At 71.5% G+C, this 17,800-nt stretch carries 16 protein-coding genes and 1 riboswitch; of the genes, 4 read left to right on the top strand and 12 right to left on the bottom strand.

Annotation, left to right across the window (positions count from 1 at the left end; translation table 11 throughout):
- Window positions 1-67: 67 nt before the first annotated feature.
- The 11 genes from VS93_RS08890 to VS93_RS08850 form a co-directional block, all read right to left on the bottom strand.
- Complete coding sequence (locus VS93_RS08890; RefSeq protein WP_046469503.1) at window positions 68-1,414, bottom strand: GGDEF domain-containing protein; 1,347 nt, start codon at window positions 1,412-1,414, stop codon at window positions 68-70.
- A gap of 470 nt (window positions 1,415-1,884) precedes the next feature.
- Window positions 1,885-4,134, bottom strand: coding sequence for a GTPase (locus tag VS93_RS32875; RefSeq protein ID WP_082126741.1), 2,250 nt, complete (start codon window positions 4,132-4,134; stop codon window positions 1,885-1,887).
- A 301-nt stretch (window positions 4,135-4,435) separates the two neighbouring features.
- A complete protein-coding gene (locus tag VS93_RS08880; protein ID WP_046469544.1) occupies window positions 4,436-6,436 on the bottom strand; it encodes a GTPase in 2,001 nt (666 codons plus the stop codon).
- A 32-nt stretch (window positions 6,437-6,468) separates the two neighbouring features.
- Window positions 6,469-7,770 carry a uroporphyrinogen-III C-methyltransferase gene (gene cobA / locus VS93_RS08875; protein ID WP_046469502.1) on the bottom strand — a complete coding sequence of 434 codons (1,302 nt, stop codon included), beginning with the start codon at window positions 7,768-7,770 and terminating at the stop codon, window positions 6,469-6,471.
- Between the two features lie 322 nt (window positions 7,771-8,092).
- On the bottom strand, window positions 8,093-9,436 hold the full coding sequence (gene cobT / locus VS93_RS33705) for a nicotinate-nucleotide--dimethylbenzimidazole phosphoribosyltransferase (RefSeq protein ID WP_449353792.1): 1,344 nt from the start codon (window positions 9,434-9,436) through the stop codon (window positions 8,093-8,095).
- Window positions 9,355-10,602 (bottom strand): nitroreductase family protein, encoded by a 1,248-nt coding sequence (locus tag VS93_RS33700; RefSeq protein WP_449353791.1) that lies wholly within the window; start codon window positions 10,600-10,602, stop codon window positions 9,355-9,357. The genes cobT and VS93_RS33700 overlap by 82 nt, the downstream gene beginning before the upstream one ends.
- Before the next feature lie 224 nt (window positions 10,603-10,826).
- A complete protein-coding gene (gene cobC / locus VS93_RS08865) occupies window positions 10,827-11,888 on the bottom strand; it encodes an Rv2231c family pyridoxal phosphate-dependent protein CobC (protein WP_046469501.1) in 1,062 nt (353 codons plus the stop codon).
- Window positions 11,889-11,994: 106 nt separating this feature from the next.
- The gene (locus VS93_RS31300; protein WP_236700429.1) at window positions 11,995-12,579 is read right to left on the bottom strand and encodes a CbiX/SirB N-terminal domain-containing protein; all 585 of its coding nucleotides are present in this window, start codon (window positions 12,577-12,579) and stop codon (window positions 11,995-11,997) included.
- Between the two features lie 175 nt (window positions 12,580-12,754).
- Window positions 12,755-12,901, bottom strand: coding sequence for a sirohydrochlorin chelatase (locus VS93_RS31290; protein WP_236700428.1), 147 nt, complete (start codon window positions 12,899-12,901; stop codon window positions 12,755-12,757).
- A 64-nt stretch (window positions 12,902-12,965) separates the two neighbouring features.
- Window positions 12,966-13,565 (bottom strand): precorrin-8X methylmutase, encoded by a 600-nt coding sequence (locus tag VS93_RS08855; RefSeq protein WP_046469500.1) that lies wholly within the window; start codon window positions 13,563-13,565, stop codon window positions 12,966-12,968.
- 73 nt (window positions 13,566-13,638) lie between these two features.
- On the bottom strand, window positions 13,639-13,857 hold the full coding sequence (locus VS93_RS08850) for a DUF362 domain-containing protein (protein ID WP_046469499.1): 219 nt from the start codon (window positions 13,855-13,857) through the stop codon (window positions 13,639-13,641).
- A gap of 176 nt (window positions 13,858-14,033) precedes the next feature.
- Window positions 14,034-14,252, top strand: a riboswitch (cobalamin riboswitch).
- A gap of 33 nt (window positions 14,253-14,285) precedes the next feature.
- Between VS93_RS08850 and VS93_RS08845 the strand changes: the two genes are divergently transcribed.
- From VS93_RS08845 to VS93_RS08830, 4 genes are read left to right on the top strand one after another with little or no spacing between them, the layout of a single operon-like run.
- Window positions 14,286-15,005 carry an energy-coupling factor ABC transporter permease gene (locus VS93_RS08845; protein WP_046469498.1) on the top strand — a complete coding sequence of 240 codons (720 nt, stop codon included), beginning with the start codon at window positions 14,286-14,288 and terminating at the stop codon, window positions 15,003-15,005.
- 3 nt (window positions 15,006-15,008) lie between these two features.
- Window positions 15,009-15,440: an energy-coupling factor ABC transporter substrate-binding protein gene (locus VS93_RS08840; RefSeq protein WP_082126740.1), complete on the top strand. Its 432-nt coding sequence runs from the start codon at window positions 15,009-15,011 to the stop codon at window positions 15,438-15,440.
- Between the two features lie 12 nt (window positions 15,441-15,452).
- Window positions 15,453-16,199 (top strand): cobalt ECF transporter T component CbiQ, encoded by a 747-nt coding sequence (gene cbiQ / locus VS93_RS08835; RefSeq protein ID WP_046469497.1) that lies wholly within the window; start codon window positions 15,453-15,455, stop codon window positions 16,197-16,199.
- A complete protein-coding gene (locus tag VS93_RS08830) occupies window positions 16,196-17,056 on the top strand; it encodes an energy-coupling factor ABC transporter ATP-binding protein (protein WP_046469496.1) in 861 nt (286 codons plus the stop codon). Before cbiQ ends, VS93_RS08830 begins: the two co-directional genes overlap by 4 nt.
- Before the next feature lie 3 nt (window positions 17,057-17,059).
- Here the strand turns inward: VS93_RS08830 and VS93_RS08825 are convergent, their stop codons facing one another.
- Window positions 17,060-17,668, bottom strand: a complete 609-nt coding sequence (locus tag VS93_RS08825) for a Uma2 family endonuclease (RefSeq protein WP_052745623.1) — start codon at window positions 17,666-17,668, stop codon at window positions 17,060-17,062.
- Window positions 17,669-17,800 lie beyond the last annotated feature (132 nt).

The raw sequence follows: 17,800 nt of genomic DNA, 5'->3' as shown, positions 1-17,800 counted from the left end.
CACCGCCGCACCGGCAATCGGGAGTCTCCGCCTGTGGACGAGTGCGCGGCACCAAAACCTCAGGTGTTCACCCTTCGCGGCCGGACGCCACCCGGCCGCCGCGTGTCCCGCCGGGAATCGCCCAGGGTCCCGTGAACGGGAGGCACACCCGGTTGCGCCCGGCCCCCTTGGCCCGGTAGAGGGCGAGATCGGCGGAGCCGACAAGCTCGATCACGTCATCTCCGTGCACCCGGAGCAGCGCCACCCCGATCGAGATCGTGATGGTGACGCTGTTCTCGCCGGCCATCAGCCTCATACGCCCCACCCGCGAGCGCAGCCGTTCGGCCACGCGGCATGCCTCGGCCATGTCGGCTCCGGGTAGCAGGACCACGAACTCCTCCCCGCCGAAGCGGCCCAGCACATCGGACTGGCGCAGGTGGTGGGTGAGGGTGTTGGCCACCCCGAGCAGCACCTGGTCGCCGAACACGTGCCCGTAGGTGTCGTTGACCTGCTTGAAGTGGTCGATGTCGATGATGAGCACCGCCACGGAGCGCCGCGCCTGGAGAGCGCGCGCGAGCTGTACCCCGGCCTCCTGCTCCCAGGTCGCAGCGTTGAGCAGCCCGGTCTTGGAATCGGTGCGCGCGGCCGTCTGCAGCTGCTGGAACAGCAGGCTGCGCTGCAGCAGCACCACCGGGGGCAGGGCGATGAGCAGCAGAGCCACGGAAAGGCCGGCCAGGATGGCGACCGTCAACCCGACGCACAGCTCCACGCTGTCGAGCACGAGAGTCTCGCGATCCCACAGCAGGCGCCGCCACGGGGTCTCCGGCGAGCTCAGGCGCACCGCGATCGCTACGATAGCCGTCTTCAGCAGGGTGAACAGCGCGCAGCACGACAGAGCGTAGAACAGCCCCGGGGCGGCGACCAGCGTCCCGTCGGCCACCATGACCGGACCCTCGACGGCCCGGGCGGCGTCGCCGGCGAGAAGGCCGTGGAAGACCCAGGACGAGACGAATCCCGACAGTGCGATCGAGGCCGCTTCGAAGATCCGCCGGTGCACCGCTCTGCGCCGGATCCGGAGCTGCAGAAGCAGGAAGAGCGGGACCGGGATAAGCAGCGAGTACAGTGGGGGAAGAAGCAGGATCGCCGGCAGCCACCAGGCTCCGAGCAGGTCACGGGCCAGTCTGGTCGGGGGTCCGAGGCGCCGCATGGCCTCCACGCAGATCACGGCGCACAGCACCAGCGCCCCGAAGGTGGCGATCTCTGCTAGGCGAGCCGGAGTGATCCACCACGTCAGGACGACGGACAGCAGGTCGCAGGTCAGCACCAGGCCCATGAAGCAGACCAGGAGCCGCGGCCGGGGAAGTACCGGCCGGCCCCGCAGGCCCCGGATCCAGGATCGTCGACGATCGGTAACGGCTCGCCGGGTTACCGCCACTTCGCCCCCTCACTCGTGCCCCGGAACCCGATCCGGCTCACGTCGGTCGGTTCCTTTCACCGGCCTCTCACCGCTTCCATGGAACAGTGCTGGAGAGCCAAGGTGAAATTACGTTCAGTAACACCTTAATCGCCGCTTGTGTAGCGTCGGGGGAAAACCGAACATTGACCTCACCGCAGTCCGGTGGAGGCAGGAGGGCGGCAGCGTCTCCGGGCAGCCGGACGCGGGAAGGCGCCCTACGCCGGGACGGAGGGGCTCCAGGGGCGTCGGGGACAGCAAGAAGGAGCGGCCGGAGGTTCTCCCGGTACCTCGCGCACGGGGAAACCGGGTCCCCGGTCGCCGCTTCGGCAACGGGCGGCTCGGTAAGCCCTGGCGCCGACGGAGCCGGACCGCTGCGGACAAGGGATCGGGGTGCGAGCCGGGCCCGCACCCCGATCCCCGCGTTCGTCGCCCGCCGCGGCGGTCGCGAGTCAGGCCGGCTTCGCCAGGGCCGCGTTAAGGGCCGCGTTGTAGAAGCGGTACCGCTTCAACTCCTCCTCCAGAGGGGCCACGACCCGTTCATCGGTCAGGGAGCGGACCCGTTCGACGCTCTGCTGCTCCACCTGCTCCCGCCGTTGCGCCGCGTCGACCTCCACCAGGTTCTGGCATCCGATATCGGTCAGCTTGCCCGCGGCCAGCGTCGCCACGACCACGGCGGCGGCGTAGCCGATGTAGACGAAATCGTCCAGAAGGGGGACCCCTGTCATACCGCCACCGAGCCAGCTGACCAACGCGGTGCCGAACCAGGCCAGCCCGGCGCCGGCCACCGCGGCCAGCAGGTACTGCACCACCCGCACCGTCTGCCACCACGAGGGGGTGTCCACGGAGCCGGGGACCGTCTGGGCGATCGTGCTCCCGAGTTCGCCGGGCAGTTCGGTCACATTGCTCCGCGCCGCCGCCCGCATCCGCCGGGGCCACGGGGCCGGCAGCGAACCACCGACGCGATCGGCGACCTCGGCGATGGCGGTCTCCACCTCCGGCAACTGGACGCCGACCAGGCCGTTCGGGCTGTCCTCCGATCCCTCGCGCAGGAAGTCCAGCTGCACCGCGCGCAGCGGGTCGCGCCACAGCCTGCGCGTCCACTGGGACACCGGCCAGCCCACGCACCGCTGCCCTCGACGCTGGTATGCGGTTCCGGTGGCACCGGCGATACCCGCGACCCCGCAGGCCTCCACCAGATCGTTCGCCAGTCTCCGGCGGGCGTCGTCGGGCACCTGTACCACGGGCCGCTCGGACGCGCGGTACCGCTCGAACCCGCTGACGACCTGGTCCAGGTCGGCGACCAGCCGGTCGATCAAAACACGGCGCTCGGTGACGGTCTCGGTCAGCAGATCGCGCAATCCGCGCAGCCCCTGGCCGGTGAGCGTGGACGTGGTGAGCATCCGCGGATGCACACCGGATTCGGTCTCCAGCAGCCGGCGCAGGTCCGTCAGAAGCTCCTCCAGCTCCTCCGGCTCGACCCGGTCGATCTGGTTCAGAACGGCCACCATGACCGCTCCGTGCCCGGCCATTTCGGCGAGGTAGCGGTGATGGACCGCGGCGTCGGCGTACTTCTGCGGATCGAGTATCCACACCACCAGATCGGCGGTGCTGATCAGCCGGTCGGACTCCTCCATGTGAACGGCCCGCACCGAGTCGTGGTCGGGCAGATCGAGCAGGATCAGCCCGTTCAGCTCCGAAGCGCCCTTGTCGAGCTCGCTGACCCTGGAATGGCGGTAGCGCGGCGGGACCCCGAGCCACTCCAGGAGATCGTCGGCGCCCTCGTTGCCCCACACGCAGGCGTGCGCCGATGACGTCGTGGGGCGTGTGACCCCGACTCGGGAGAACTCCAGTCCGCACAGCGCATTGAAGAGCGATGACTTGCCGCTGCCGGTGCCGCCCGCGAGCGCGACCACCGTGTGCTCGCCGGACAGCCGCAGCCGGGCTCCGGCGTGCACCAGGAGGCCCCGCGCGCGCTCGATCAGCTCGGACTCGAAGTCGTCCCTGCCCAGCTCCACGAGTGTCGCCAGGTTGTCGAGCCGCGTGATCAGCTCGGCCCGTGTCGTCGCCGGCATGGGCTGCCACGGCTCGGCGGTCGAGGGGCGGTACTCGTCGGGGTCGTCGTCCTCGGAGATCCGCGGCGCCCAGCCGACCTCCTCCTCGGCGTCACCAGTGGCCGGTTCGTCGTCAGCAGGTCCCTCCGGCTCGATGACCGACGACCCGTGCGCCGCGGTCTGCGAGGCCGTATGCCGCCCGGCGATCACGGCCTCCTCGTCCACGGCGTCGGCCAGACTGCCGACCCAGTCCGCGAGGTCATCGGGATCGTCACTGACGGAGCGGGAGGGTTTCGCGTGCCTCCCACCGCGCGCCGGCGTCTCGGCCGCCGCGCCCGCGCGGTCGCCGGGCCGGCGGGACCGCTCCGGCTCGGCCCCCTCGCCCTCCTGCGGTTTCGCGGCACGGTGCGGCGCCGGGTAGGCGCTGGGCCTCTCAGTCCCGGCGCCTTCCCCGCCCGCGTCGCCGCGCGGTTGGGTACCGCTTTCCTGTGCCTGAGGCGTGTCCCCTGCGGCTTCCTCTTCAGTGGCCTGGGGGTCGCCGGGGGCGGAGTCCGTGCCGGCGCTCTCAGAGGGATTAGGCGACCGGGCACTACCGGCGGGCGGAGTCCACCCGGCGTCATAAGCGCCTGGTGGCCTCCGGTCACCCACGCCGGTGTCTCAGGCGCCGATGCCGCCTCGCCGGGTGAGTCCGACTCTCCGTCCGCACCTGCCTGCGCGGACGAGGGAATCACGTAGCCCTCCCATTCTTCCGCCCTCCGGGCGGGCTCGCTTCCCGCTGATTCCCGGTCCTCCGCCGCGTTCGGAGCGGACCGCTCGGGGTCTTCCCCGGCGGACCTGCGCTCTGCGGACCCCGGGTCGCGAACGCCGCCGGTGTCGGGGCCCGGCGTGTCCACCCGGGCCGCCGAAACGGGCCGTTCCTCGTCCGCCTCCGGGGTATGCCGCTGAGTCGTCATCGCACAATCTCAAGGTTGTATGTTGCCTGGTAGAGCTGGACGGCATCGGCCTCACCAGGGAGCTTCGCGGCGGCCAACGCGTCGTTGAAACGCGCCTTCTCCTCATCGAGCAGGCTGCTGATGCGCCTGTGCAGGTCCTCTTGAGCCTCAGTGCCAATGCTACGCAGCGACTCGGAGCCGAAGAGCCCCTTGAGCAGCCGCCGGGGCGGTGGAGCGGACTGGCGCCCCGACGCGGCTTCCGTGGACCCATACCCCAGGAGCTCGATGATCAGGACGAGGGCGAGCGCCTCCTTGTCGATGGTCACCACGCGCGCCACCGAGCGTTTGGTGGCGCCGTCGGCGGAGATCATCTCCTGCACACTGGTCTGCCACTCGGTGATCGCCTCGCGTACGCGGCGCCCGAAATCCTCGGGCCACTGCGGGCCGCCGATGTGTCCGGTCAGGGCGCGCGCCCCGGGGATGGTGTCCCAGCTCGCCATGACGTCGTCGGCGGCGTATTCCGCCACCGAGACCACCAGCGCCTCCAGGGCATCGTGGATGGCCTGCTCCAGGGCCCGCACCCGGGCGGCGGCCTCTTCGGCGGCCTCGGCCCTGCGCCTGCTGCGCAGCCGCATCGCCTGGATGGCCTGATCGAAGGGCCCCGCGGGGGTCGCCTCCTCGGTGTCCTCGGTCTTGCGCCTGCTGCGCAGCCGCATCGTGCGGACCAGTTCGCCGCTGGCCGCGATGTCCTGCCAGCGGGCGAGAAGGTTGCCGCTCAGCAGCGAGCCGTTGCCAACGGTTTCGATGGCGCGTTCAAACGCCGAGGCGTAGGCGGACTCAACGGACGAACCGAGCGTCCGGCCGATCTCCACCTGCACCTCCACCTGCTTGGTGAGCTCGGGGACGCGGGTGCGGAAGCTGTCGATTACACCGATGAAGGTACGGCGCGACACGCGGTCGCGCTGTGCGAGGTCGCCGGCGACATCGGCCAGGTAGGAGCGGATGTCGTCGGCCGTGTTGGCGGTGAAGCGCTCCCCCGCGATCTGGTCGGTCTCGGGGATGGCGAAACGGGTGGCGCTGCCGAGGCCGTTGGCCTCCAGCATCGCCCCGAAATGATCGAGGAGCTGGACGCGCCCGCGCCGCGGCACACGTGACAGCACGACCGCCAGTGAGGTATTGCGGTCCCGGGCGACCTGCAGGAACTCCCAGACGCGGGCGTCGGCGTAGCGTCTGCTGGTGGTGACGAAGACCCACAGGTCGGCGGCGTCGAGGAACTTCGCGGCGAACTCGTGGTGCGCGGCGACCGCCGAGTCGACGTCGGGGGTGTCGAGCAGCGCCACCCCCTCGGGCATGCACTCGCTGGCGGCCAGCACGAGCATGCCGTCCTTCCCCGGCATGGCCAGGCCCTGCTGGCGCACACGCGGCAGCGTCGGCAGGAAGGAGGCCTCGCTGAACCAGTCGACATCGGCGGGATTGCAGGCGAGGACCGGGCTGTTGGTCGTGGGGCGACGCACACCGGTGGTCGTCACCTGCTCCCCGACAAGGCTGTTGACCAGGGTGGACTTACCGGCGCCCGTCGAACCGGCGACGGCCACCAGCAGCGGGACGTCGGGACGGCGTACTCGCGGCAGGATGTACTCGTCGAGCTGGTTCAGCACGTCCTTGCGCGCGGCCTTGCCTTCGGTCGCCCCGGGAAGCCCCTCGGAGAACTCGATGCCGCGGATCCGGGTCCGCAGTGCCTCCAGGGCCTTTTCGAAGCGGGCGTCGTTGGTCACCGCTCCACGGTGCTTCGCCCTGCTCGGGGGAACCACGCCGCCAAGGGCGGTGTCGTCGCGGGGGCGTCCGTGCCGATCTGTCCCGTGCTTCCCGGCGGACCACTGGTCAGAGGTGTGCTCAGGACCGGACCGGCCGCCGTGCCCCCGCGGAGTGTCCGCGGTACCGGGGGCGGCCCGGTCGGCCCCGTCCGGCTCTGTCTCGCCTGTCCCTGTCACTTCCGGCGCAGCAGGCGGCCGGGTCATCGCGGTTCCGTCCTTCTCATCGTTGTTCGAGGTCACAACACCCGATCTTCCCTCGGGGATGCAGGCCCACCCGATCGTGCCACGGGATCGTCGCCATGATGCCCCTCGTGCAGTATGTCAAGTTCCCCGGCTACATTGACCACTTCACCGATGACCATAACGGCGGGAGGCCGGACCCCTTCCGCACCCATTACCCGGGCGGCCGTTTCCAGGGTCGCGACCACCGTCCGTTGGGTAGGCAGCGTAGCGTCCTGGACGGCGGCGACCGGAGTCCGCGCGGAGCGGCCGTGTTCGATCAGCGCGCCGGCGATGGCGCCAATGCGCTCCACGCCCATCAGCACCACGATGGTGCCTTCGGACCGGGCGATTCCCGCCCAGTCGACGGTGGAACGCTCGTCCTCCGGAGCGACATGCGCGGAGACCACGTGCACATCCTGGGCGACCCCGCGGTGGCTGACCGGGATCCCCGCACTCGCCGGCGCGGAAAAGGCGCTGGTCACCCCGGGCACGACGGTAACCGGGACGCCCGCTGCCGCGCAGGCCGCGGCTTCCTCCCCGCCGCGCCCGAACAGGAAAGAGTCACCGCCCTTGAGGCGGACGACGAACTCGCCCGCACGGGCGCGCTCCACCAAGAGCCCGTTGATGTCGTCCTGGCTCATGGAGCGACCATAGGGGATCTTGGCGGCATCGACGATCTCGACATCGCTGGGAAGCTGATCGAGCAGGGAGGTGGGGGCGAGCCGGTCCACCACGACGACGTCGGCCTGCGACAGCAACTGGCGACCGCGCACCGTGATCAGGCCGGGATCGCCCGGGCCGCCGCCCACCAGCGCCACGCCCCGCAGCGGTTCGCGTCCCCGACGCGCGTCGAGCGTGCCGTCGGAAAGCCCGTCGGCGATGGTGTCGCGCAGACCGGCGGCACGGCGGGGGTCGCCGTCGGCGATGACGCCGACGGTGATGCCGGCGGCGCCGCCGCTGGCGGGTGTCCAAGCGCTGGAGGCGTGCCGGTTGTCAGCACGGACGCACCACAGCCGGGCGGCCTCCGCCTCATCGGCGACGGCGGCGTTGACCTCGGGGACGTCGGTGGCGGCGTGTACGAGCCAGAAGTCGCCGATGCGGCCCTCGCGCACGTCTCCGCTCTCGAAGCCGCGGCGGTGCCAGGTGATGCGCCCCGCATCGGCGAGATCCTCAAGCGTCGCCGTGGCCTCCGGAGCGATGACGGTGACGCGTGCTCCCGCTTCGAGCAGTACCGGAACCCTGCGCTGGGCCACGCGGCCGCCCCCGACGACAAGGGCGTCGCGACCGTCCATGCGCAAGCCAAGAAGATACGTCACCGAGGTAGTCCTCCAGATCTGCAGATCATGGCCTTGCGTCAGAGCCCTGGCGTGACCGTGTGGTTTCCGCAGCCTCGACGGCACCGGTCCGCCACCTCGCGTCCCGTTCTCCGGTCACGCCCTCGCCCGGCACTCGGCCACGCTGTTCGTTCCGTTCCCGCGTTCGACACTGAAGCGGGAGGCATGGATGCCCAAAAAATACCGTGCCAAACCGCGTTTCGCCCCGTATAGGCGTGTCCTGTGCATTCCGTCACCGAATACGACCCTAACCGCGATGTCCCGAGGCGCGGCACGACCGACACCGGATGCGCCGCCCCGCCAGTCACGTGTGTCCGGAGACGCCCGCGGAGTCGAACGTGGCGACATCGCGGAGCGCGCGCACCGACGCCTGCAGCAAGGGCAGCGCCAACAGGGCGCCCGATCCCTCACCCAGCCGAAGTTCCAGGTCGACGAGCGGACGCAGCCCCAAATGCTGCAGCGCCGCCGAATGCCCCGGCTCGGCGGAGCGGTGGCCGGCGAAGCAGGCGTTCATCGACCCGGGTTCCAGGGCCGCGGCCGCCAGCGCGGCCGCGCCGGCGATCACACCGTCGAGCAGCACCGGTACACCCGCGGCGGACGCGCCGAGGATGAACCCGGCGAGCGCGGCGTGCTCCAGGCCGCCGACCGCCGCCAGCACGCCCCGCGGGTCGGCGGGATCGACCTCGTTCACCGCCAGCGCCCGGCGCACGACCTCGATCTTGTGCTCGTGCGCGGCGTCGTCCAACCCGGTGCCCCGCCCGGTGACCTCGGCCGGATCGGCACCGGTGAACACCGCGATGAGCGCCGCCGAGGGGGTCGTGTTGGCGATCCCCATGTCACCGGTGATCAGGCATCGGTTACCCGCTGAGACCAGATCGCGGGCGACCTCGATACCGGCCTCAAGAGCGTAGGCCACCTGGGTCCTGGTCATCGCCGGGCCCTTGGTGAAGTCGGCCGTCCCCCGCGCCACCTTGCGCGGCAGCAGGCCGGCGACACTGGGCAGATCGGCGACCACTCCCACGTCGACGACGGTGACCTCGGTCCCGACCTGCTCGGCGAAGGCGTTGACGACCGCGCCGCCGTCAAGGAAGTTGTGCACCATCTGGGAGGTGACCTCCTGGGGCCAGGAGGTCACCCCTTGGGCGTGCACCCCGTGGTCCCCGGCGAAGACCGCCACGGCCGCCGGCTCCGGGATGGGCGGCGGGCACTCCCCCGCCAGACCGGCCAGCCGGACCGAGACCTCCTCCAGGACGCCCAGCGAACCGGGGGGCTTGGTCATCCGCTCCTGGCGGTCCCTCGCCTCGTTGACCGCACGCTGGTGCAGCGGTTCGATGGCGGCAATGGTCTCCTCCAGCAGGCTTGTCGGCTCTTCCCCCGGTAGACCCCGCCGTCCGTAGTTCTCACGGTGCACCGCCCAGGACAGGGGGCGGCGCTTCGCCCAACCGCCCAGGCTGAGCTCCGGCTCGGGGGGAAAGTCGTCAACATAGCCGACGCACAGGTACGCCACCACCTCCAGGTGCGGAGGAAGGTCGAGGATCCGCGCGAGGTCCCGTTCCCGGAAGAAGCTCACCCACCCGACGCCGAGCCCTTCGGCCCGGGCCGCCAGCCACAGGTTCTCCACGGCCAGAGCGGTGGAGTAGCCGGACATCCGGGGCTGGGTGTGCCGGCCAGGGTGTGCCGCCCGCCGCGTGTCGGGTCCATCGTGACCACGATGTTGACGGGGGTGTCGAGGATCGCCTCGACCTTGAGGCCGGAGAAGGCGCGGGCCCGCGCGCCGGGCAGCGCCCGAGCGTACTCCTCGCGCTGGCGCTGGACGAGCTCCTGCACCTGGGACCGTACGTCGCCGCTCTCGATGACGACGAAGTCCCACGGCTGGGAGAAGCCGACCGACGGTGCCTGGTGGGCCGCGGAGAGGATGCGCGTGAGCACCTCGCCGGGGATCGGGTCGGAGCGGAACCCCACGCGGACGTCGCGCCGTTCCCGGATCACGCGGTACACGGCGTCGCGCTCCGCCTGGCCGTAGGCGTGCGGATCAGCCTCCGGCACGCGGTGGCCGCCCGCCGGGACCGCACCAGGATGCTCCGTGTCGGGACACTCGGGCGCGGCTTCGCGGGCGCGCCCCTCCGCATCGCCGTCCCGCACGTCCTCCGTCGCATGGGCGGCCGCATCGGGCGCCGGGACCGTTTCCGGCTCCCCGGAAGCGCCCTCCGAAGCGGAGGCGGTGCTGTGGGCGCCGCCGGTGCCGTCCGCGTGCGGGACGGTGTACACGTGAGTGCGGCCCTGGCCGGCACTGCGGAATGGTATGACGTTCGGCTGCAACGGCTGTTCCGTGTCCTGCTCCGGCTGCTGGTGGAAAGGGGGCTCGGGCTCCGGAGGCGGCTCCGGCTCCGGCTCTGGGGCGGGTTCCGCGGTCGGCTCCAGCTCGGGCTCTGGTTCGGGTTCCTGAGGGCCCGCGGCCGGGGACACGGAACGCACCGGAGACGCCGGCGCCGGAGGGCCGGTGGGATCCGGAGGGGTCTGGAAGGGATTGGGCCGTGCGGGCGCCGCGTCACCGGAACCGGCGACATGGCCGCCAGAGGACCGGTCATGCTGCCCGCGCTCCCTCTCCGGGGCGACGAGCGGCCCGGCGCCCCGCCCGGTTTCGGGCAGGTCGTCGAGGAGCCCCCCACCGGTCTGCCCCGAGAGCAGATCGGGTTCCCCTGCCGACCGGCGGCCGCGCTTCCCGTTGTGTCGGGCGGTTTCGGCGTGCTGAGAGTCCGGGTCCTCTCCCCCGCCCTGGGACCTCGAGTCGCGACGGTGGTCGTCACCGCTCATCGGAGACCTCCAGCATCATGCCCGGCCACCGACCGGTCCGTGCCGCGGTCCCGCGGGGTAGCGGTGCCGCCCCGCGCCCTGGCGTCGTTGGTGTCCACATAACCTTCCCCCTCGGCCGAAAGGCCGCTCAGCAGGCGCCGGATCCGGCCCCGCGCCTCGCCCCCTTCTCAATCCCCTCTCCAATCGTCTTTACCAGGCACAAACGAACGAGCGCCCGAACCGGTTCAGAGCAACTGTGCCAGAGCCAGGGTCATCCGCCTATTGCTCTCGCTGTCCCGGACCGCTACACGTAACCAGTCGGGTCCGAGACCGGGAAACGTATCGCAGCGCCGGACGGCGATCCCGTGTTCCCGCAGCCCGATCCGGATCCGTTCTCCCTCCACCACCTTGACGAGGAGGAACGAGGCCGCCGCTCCGGGGAGCACGTCCGCCCCGGCCTCGCGCAGCGCGTCGGCGAAGGCGGCGCGTTCCACGCACAGGTCGCGCGCCCAGGTGTCGGCTTCGGCGACCGCCTCCGGCGCGCAGCACGCCTCGGTGGCCACGAGCGCCGGCGTCGAGACCGACCACAGGGGTTGCGCCCGCCCGAGGCGGGCGACCAGGTCCGGAGGGGCCAGCAGGTACCCCGCCCGCAGCCCCGCCAGCCCCCAGGTCTTGGTAAGACTGCGCAGGACGACGAGACCGGGGAGGTCGGTGCGCCCGGCGACGGACTCCGGTTCACCGGGGACGCAGTCGGCGAACGCCTCGTCGACGACCAGGATCCGGCCGGGACGCGCCAGCCGGGCCAGGGTGTCCGCCGGGTGCAGGAGTGATGTGGGGTTGGTGGGGTTGCCCACCATCACCAGGTCGGCGTCCGGGGGGACCGAAGAGGGGTCGAGCGCGAATCCGCCCTGCTCGATCACCCGCTCCACAGTGTGCCCGGCGGCGCGCAGTGCGGCCTCGGGCTCGGTGAACTGCGGATGGAGCACGACCGCCCGACGCGGCCGCAGCACCCGCGCCAGGAGCACGAACGCTTCCGCCGCACCGGCGGTGAGCAGGACGCCGGCCGGATCGCACCGGTGCCTGCGGGCGACAGCGCGGCGCGCGGGGGCCGGATCCGGGTAGGCCGCGAGATCGGCGACGGATGCGGAGATCCGCTCCGCCAGCCATTGGGGCGGAGTCCCCGTTCGCACGTTCACCGCGAAGTCCAGCAGGCCGGGACCGGTCTCGGCGTCACCGTGGTGGCGCAGATCGATCCCACTGTCCTGGGACGACACGCCCGGCGCGGGGCCATGCGTGTCCGCCAGCATCGAGTAGCTCCTCTTGTACACAGTCCGTCCGCAACGGCATTCGTCCGCCTGTTGCCCGCCGTCGCACCCTAGCTCTCCGCCGAGGAGGCGATCCGCGTCGGGCCCGTCAATGCCCGTGCCCGTGGCCGTGCCCGTGCGTCGGGTCATCAGGATGGTGATGCGGGGTCTGGGGCGCCCCGACCTTGTCCTCGAATCCGGGCATGGCGATACGGTAGACGCAGGTGTCGCAGTTCATCCGGATGTCGCCGGCCAGGGCCTCCTCGTAGCGTTCGCCGATCACGTCGGCGAGGCCGTCGCAGTCGCCGATCACCGGGGCGCAGCGGACGTCCAGCTCACCGTGCTCGGCGGCGAACGACATGGACTGGTCCACCACCCGATCCGGCAGCACGCCGGAGAAGAGGAAGTAGGGCAGCACCACGATCCGGCGCGCTCCGAGACGGCGGACACGCTCAAGCCCTTCCGGCACCCCCGGCCAGGCCAGCGAAATGAACGCCGCCTCCACGAACGCGATTCCGCGTTTCCTGGCGTGGCCCTCCTGCAGCAGCCGGGCGGCCTTGCACACTTCGGCGTTGGCGTCGGGATCGGTGGAGCCGCGCCCGACCAGCAGGACCGCGGTGTCCCCCTGCTCGGACAGCTCCTCGGCGGGGGCGTCCAGCACGCCGTCCAGACGCTCGGCGAGCAGCCGGAGCATCGTGGGGTGCGGGCCGAGCGGACGGCCGTAGGCGTAGCCGAACCCCTCGTAGCGCTCCTTCTCCCGTGCCAGGCGCCCGGGATGTCCCCCTTGGCGTGCCCCGCCGCGACCAGCATCATCGGTACCGCCACCAGGCGCCTGTGCCCCTTCCCGTGCAGCTCGCCGACGGCGTCGGTCAGCGGGGGCGGCGACAGCTCGATGAACCTCCGGCGACTTCGCGGTCGTCGAACCGGCGCTCCAGGCGTCCGACGAACGACATGAAGTCGGCGACGCCCTTCTCGTCGCGGGTTCCATGTCCGACCAGCAGAAGCGGGGGTTTCATCCCAGTCCTTTCAGGGTGTGGTTCAACGCGGGCGCTCCGGAGCGAGGGGGAGGATGGTCGCTCCTCACGGTTCGGGGACTTCGGTCGGGCCGTAGAGGAGGGCGTTCAGCGCCGCCGCGGCCACGGCGGACCCGCCCTTCTCCGAGACGTTGCTGACCTGGGGCAACCCACTGGCCCGCAGAGCCTCCTTGGATTCGGCGGCACCCACGAACCCCACGGGCAGACCGATGACCAGCGCCGGGTCGACCCTGCGGGTGATGATCTCCTGCAACGCTGTCGGCGCGCAGCCGACCACCCAGACCGCACCGGGGCCGACCTCGGAGTGGGCCGTGCGGATCGCGGCGGCGGAACGGGTGATGCCGGCGGTCCGGGCCAGCCGGGCAGAGAGCTGGTCCCCGATGTGGCAGACGCAGTCGCGTCCGGTGATTCCGGAGGCGACCATGGCGACGTCGGCGACGACGGGAGCGCCTCCGGCCAGCAGCTCAGCGGCCTTGGCCACGGCGTCGTCGTCGATGACCAAGTCGTCGACGTACTCCAGGTCCGCGCTGGCGTGGACGACGCGCTCGGCGACGGCCCGGCTCACAGGGGGCATGTGGGAGAGGTCGACGCGTGAGCGCAGAATGCGGTACGACTCCACCTCGATCGGATGGACCTGGCGGTTCACGTGCGTATCCCCCCTGTTCTCCCCTGGTGCGGCCAATGGGCCCTCTCGGACGTCGCCCGCGGGCGCGCTCCCATCAGCGCGTGCCCGGTGTGCCCCGGTCGTCGACCATGACGATGGCGTCCGCGGGGCAGACTTCCAGGCATTCCAGGCATCCCGTGCACAGCTCGACGAGGATGTCGAGCGGGCGGCCGTGCGGCCTGATCGCGTGCTCGGGACAGGTGAGCAGGCAGGCTCCGCACCCCGTGCACGCCGCTGTCACGGCGACCGGTGCCGCCCCAACGGGCCAGGACACGCCTGCCTCCCTCCCGCGTACCGTCCGCGCGGCTCGGTCCGCCATTGTTCGACGAGCCCGATCAGCGTACATGCCCCACCCGGGGAGCCGAGGGGGGTGGGGCGGCGTTGCCCACCCTCGTCTGTACATTCCCGACCTCGAACTATGCCCACTATTGCAAATGACTTGCATCGGACGTACCGTCATAGAGCCGTGGTGATCGGGAAGTCCGGCGCGAAACCGGCGCGGCCCTCGCCACTGTGAACGGGTAGCCCGGCGCCCCGTCTACCGCTACCGCACGGCAGCGGTCGGCGGCAACGCCACTGGGGAGGCGTCCACCCGGACGGCCCCTGGGAAGGCAGGCGTCAGGGCGAAGACCCGCAAGCCAGGAGACCGGCCACGGCACACGACGACCGTCCACGAGGTGCTGGAGAGTTGGTCCCCCACTCATGCATATCGCCGAGGGTTTCCTTCCCCCTGCGCACGCGGCCGCCTGGACCGCCGCTGCCGCCCCCTTCGTCATCCACGGCGTCCGCTCCCTGACACAGGCCGTCCGAGCCAATCCCGACGCGAAACTGCTGCTCGGAGCGTCCGGGGCGTTCTGCTTCGTGCTGTCGGCGCTGAAGATCCCGTCGGTGACGGGCAGCTGCTCCCACCCCACCGGCGTGGGCCTCGGGGCGATCCTGTTCCGGCCGCCCGTCATGGCGGCCCTCGGCACGATCACCCTGTTATTCCAAGCCCTGTTACTGGCGCACGGCGGCCTGACCACGCTCGGCGCCAACGTCTTCTCGATGGCGGTCGTGGGCCCGTGGGTCGCCTACGGCGTCTACCGGCTGGTCCGCGCCCTCACCGGCGCGCTGCCCGAAACGACCTCGCTGGGGCTGGCCGTGTTCTGCGGCGCCTCACTGGCCAGCCTGGGCACGTACACGGTGACCAGCCTGCAGCTCGCCCTGGCCTTTCCCGACGCGCAGAGCGGTGTTCCCGGCGCGTTCGCGAAGTTCGGCGCCGTCTTCTCGGTGACCCAGATCCCACTGGCGATCATCGAAGGGCTGATCACAGTGGTCATCGTCCGGCTGCTGATCACCGCGAGCCGCAGCGATCTGCTGCGCCTGGGGATACTGCGCGCGGACGCGGCGGCCACCGAGCCGGCCGACGGAAAGGCGGTGTGAGCGATGACACGCGCACAGGAGCAGTCCGGCGGGGGGATCATCCCGCAGCAGACCGGCCCCACGCCCCGGGCCTGGGTCACCTGGACCATCGTCGCCGTTATCGCGGCCATCGCCGTGCTGCCGCTGGCGATCGGCGCCGCGGACCACATGGCGGAACCGTTCTCGGGAGCCGACGGCCAGGCCGAGGAGACGATCGAGGTGGTCGCTCCGGACTACGAGCCGTGGTGGGACCCGATCTACGAGGCCCCTTCAGGTGAGATCGAGTCGGCGCTGTTCGCCCTGCAGGCGGCCATCGGCGCGGGTGTCATCGGCTACTTCTTCGGCGCCGCGCGCACCCGCAGCCGTCTGCAGCGCGAAAGCGCGGCGGCGAGCGGCGCCCACGGCGACTCGGCCGCGCACGACTCCCGGGACGACCCGGGAACCGCAGAGCGCTGACAGGCCGGGGTCGTGCTCGCCATCGACGCGGCGGCCTACCGCAGCCCGTGGCGGCGGCTGCACCCCGCCGTCAAGGGGATCTTCTGCGGTGGACTGCTGGTCTGCGCGCTCGCCCTGCCGGCCTGGCCGGGGGCCGCCCTCACCGCGGCCGTGGTCCTCGCGGCGGCATTCGGCCCGGCCGGGGTCCCACCGCGCGCGTTCGCCCGCGCGGCGTGGGTGCCGCTGGGCTTCATCCTCACCGGGGCGGTCACCCTGCTGGTCAGCGTCGGCGGTCCGGACGGCGCCGTGGCCTGGGATCCCGACGGCTGGCAGCGGGCGGCGGAGATCTGCGGCCGGGCGTCCGCGGCGCTGCTGTGCCAACTGCTGTTCGCGTTCAGCACACCGCTGGCCGAACTGCTGCCCCGGCTGACCCGGATCGGCCTGCCGAGCGCGCTGGTCGAGATCATCGCGCTGATCTACCGGATGCTGTTCGTCACACTCGACACCGCCCGCCGCATCGGGCTCGGGCAGGCGGGGCGGCTGGGCTACACCTCCCGGCGCGCGTGGATCCGCTCGGTGGGCGCTCTCGGCGCCACCCTGTTCATCCGGTCCTACGACCGGGCGCGGCGAATGCAGCGCGGCCTGGAGTGCCGCGGCTACACCGGCGATCTGAGGGTCCTCGTCGAGTCCCTCCCCCTCCGGGCGGGGCAGGTGCTCGCGGCCGCGGCCCCGCCCCTCCTCGTCGCCTCGACGGCCCTCGGCTACGGAGTCCTGCTTTGACCCCACCCGACACCACTGGTAACGCCCCAGCCGTCCTGTCCGGGTCCCGCCTCCGCTTCGGCTACGACGCGGCCGAGGCGGGGCCCGTCTTCGACGCGCTGGACGTGGAGGTGCGGCGAGAGGAGGTACTGGCGGTGCTCGGCCCCAACGGCGGCGGGAAGACGACGCTGCTGCGGCTGCTGTCCGGAAGCCTGGCCCCGCAGGCGGGAACGGTCCGCCTGGACGGCGCGGAGGTCCGGTGGAACCGGCGCGGCCTGGAAGAGCTGCGACGCAGCGTCCAGCTGGTCTTCCAGGACCCCGACGACCAGCTGTTCTCCGCGAGCGTCACCCAGGACGTCTCCTTCGGCCCGCTGAACCAGGGCCTGGACACCGGCGCGGTGCGGGAACGGGTGGCCTGGGCGCTGGAGGCGCTCGGGATCACCGCGCTCGCCGACCAGCCGACCCACCTGCTCTCCTACGGCCAGCGCAAACGCGTGGTACTGGCCGGGGCGGTCGCGATGCGCCCGTCGGTGCTGATCCTGGACGAACCCACCGCGGGGCTCGACCCCGCCGGGGTGGAGTCGCTGCTGGAGACTCTGGAGGGGCTGCGTTCGGCGGGGACCACACTCGTGGTGTCGACCCATGACGTCGACCTGGCCTACCGCTGGGCCGACCGGGCCCTGCTGCTCGACCGCGGGCTCCTCGGGGTCGGGCCGGTACCGGAGATCCTCGGCGACCCGTCGCTGCTGGCGGCGGCCCGGCTTCGCCCGGCCTGGGGGCCCGCGGTAGGACGCGCGCTGCGCAAGGCCGCCCTCCTGCCCGACGGCGCCCCGGACCCGGCCACCCCGGAGGAGGTTGCCGAGATCACCGGTGAGTAGGGGTCAGGGCTTCTTCCTTCCCTTCTCCTTCTCGTAGCGGGGGAAGTCGGAGGTGTCGATCTCGATGTCCTTGAGCGGAACCTGCAGGGTCAGGGGCTCGCCGAACTCGATGTTCTGCTGCGCGCGGTACTTGCGTCCATCGGAATCCCAGTGCAGCCGGATCGCGCCCGTCCGTGGGTCGACCAGCAGGTACTGCGGAATGCCCCACTCTGCGTAGTCCAATGGCTTGACAGTGGTGTCATTGGTCGCATTGGTGGGGGAGACCACCTCGACGACGAGGTCCACGGCATCTGCGGGTACCAGCCAGCCTTCCTCGCGACGCACTTCTTCGGGCACGATCGCCAGATCGGGGACACTGTAGTCGTCAGGATCCAGCGGCGAGGCGACCGCGTACATCTGCCGTGCGATCCGATTGTCGAGACGCCCCGACAACTGCTCCTGGATCTGATGGACGATATCGCCGTGCTTGAACGACGGCACAGGTGACATCACGATGGTCCCCCTGATGATCTCCGCTCGGAAGCCTTCGGGGACGTCGAGATGCTCGACCCACGCGCGCAGTCCACCGTGCCGGGGCGCTGCCGCGGGTCGATCCTCCAGTGTGGCGGGCATCGACGCTCCTCCTCCCTTTCGACGGGTCATCGTAGAGTCCTCCTCGCCCGCGCGCCGGCCGTTTCCACAATCTTCCGCCGTCCGGATCCGGCGGGGCAAGCACCCCTGGTACGCCCCGTTCGGTGCTCCCCC

The organism is Allosalinactinospora lopnorensis, assembly GCF_000981225.1.
Taxonomy (GTDB): domain Bacteria; phylum Actinomycetota; class Actinomycetes; order Streptosporangiales; family Streptosporangiaceae; genus Allosalinactinospora; species Allosalinactinospora lopnorensis.
This window is presented reverse-complemented; position numbering and strand designations above follow the sequence as displayed.